Origin of the sequence: Kitasatospora sp. NPDC085895 (assembly GCF_040702125.1) — a bacterium.
Taxonomy (GTDB): domain Bacteria; phylum Actinomycetota; class Actinomycetes; order Streptomycetales; family Streptomycetaceae; genus Kitasatospora; species Kitasatospora arboriphila.
The window spans coordinates 1-1,022 of record NZ_JBFBJY010000258.1 but is presented as its reverse complement, the minus strand read 5'-3'; the positions used below and the strand labels follow the sequence as shown (position 1 = coordinate 1,022).

Below are 1,022 nucleotides of genomic sequence, written 5' to 3'. Positions count from 1 at the left end.
GTAATTCCATCCTCTGATGCATACCCATGCAGGTAAGCAGCAGTAGTTCCAAGTACTGAAGCGAGCAACTCCATCTTATCCTTTCGTGGAAGCGACTCACCATTAAACCACTTGCTCACAGCCTTGGGCGTAAGCTTCATTCTGGCAGCGAGATCAGCCTGCCTGCCATGTTGTGGTAATCCCGCCTTATCACAGGCTAGCGCAAGCCTTTGCGAGAATTTTTCGCGCTCATTTAGTTGAACCATAAGTTCAACTATATCTGTGCTTGACTGTACTATCAGTTCCGTCATAATATGAACTATAAGTTCACCACTGGAGATGCAAATGAACGAAATCACGTTTGGACACGTCATTAAATCCGTTCGTGTATCTGTTGTGGCTGAGGTTTGCGGACTTACGCCCAAGGCCATTTATAAATGGATAGAGCGTGGTTCTCTGCCGCGTACCGAGTTTACAGGAGAAACCGAGTACGCGGATAAGATCGCCAAAGCATCAGGCGGCAAGTATTCAGCAGCACAGATTCGCCGTATCGGTAAGCAGCAATTAGTCATGTAAATAAAATGTACTTTTAGTACCGAACGGCCCGGTATATGGTCGGGTGCCCGGCGTGGTCAATGGATGACTGTCAATGGTGCACGATAAAACAATTATTTACGCATTAACTATCTAAACCACAAAGGAAGTATTACGCATGGAAACTGCAAGCACACGCAAGACGGCGATGAAGATTCACTCGTCGCTTCTGAACAAAATCGCAGCAATGGGTCAGCGCAAGTTTGCTGATGCTATGGGAGTTAATGAGTCACAGGTTAGCCGGTGGAAATCAGGCTTGCTGGAGACTATGAGCATGGCGCTTGCTGTCCTGAACTATGGGATAGCAGACGAAGAAATGGCGGAGTTGGCTAAGCGCCTGGCTGGATATCTGTCACCAAAAGAAAACGCCCCGGAAGTTGCAGCTTTCGAGGCGTGATAGTGATGTTTGGAGATAACCACTGGAGGAAATTATGGCAAAAAATCGCCGA

3 protein-coding genes are annotated in these 1,022 nt (G+C 47.4%); 2 read left to right on the top strand and 1 reads right to left on the bottom strand.

All coding sequences use genetic code 11. The features are described 5' to 3' along the window. On the bottom strand, window positions 1-290 hold a 290-nt coding region (locus AB0442_RS42690; RefSeq protein ID WP_366168880.1), incomplete at its 3' end, for a helix-turn-helix transcriptional regulator. Window positions 291-324: 34 nt separating this feature from the next. On the opposite strand from AB0442_RS42690, the gene AB0442_RS42685 reads away from it, so the two are divergent. Continuing rightward, window positions 325-555: a Cro/Cl family transcriptional regulator gene (locus tag AB0442_RS42685; RefSeq protein ID WP_274756370.1), complete on the top strand. Its 231-nt coding sequence runs from the start codon at window positions 325-327 to the stop codon at window positions 553-555. Window positions 556-691: 136 nt separating this feature from the next. Continuing rightward, window positions 692-970 (top strand): CII family transcriptional regulator, encoded by a 279-nt coding sequence (locus tag AB0442_RS42680; protein ID WP_350590796.1) that lies wholly within the window; start codon window positions 692-694, stop codon window positions 968-970. The last annotated feature ends 52 nt before the right edge of the window (window positions 971-1,022 follow it).

Excerpts from the sequence above, each read along its gene's own strand:
- AB0442_RS42685 (WP_274756370.1), top strand. The coding sequence starts at position 325 with ATGAACGAAATCACGTTTGGACACGTCATTAAATCCGTTCGTGTATCT.
- AB0442_RS42680 (WP_350590796.1), top strand. The coding sequence starts at position 692 with ATGGAAACTGCAAGCACACGCAAGACGGCGATGAAGATTCACTCGTCG.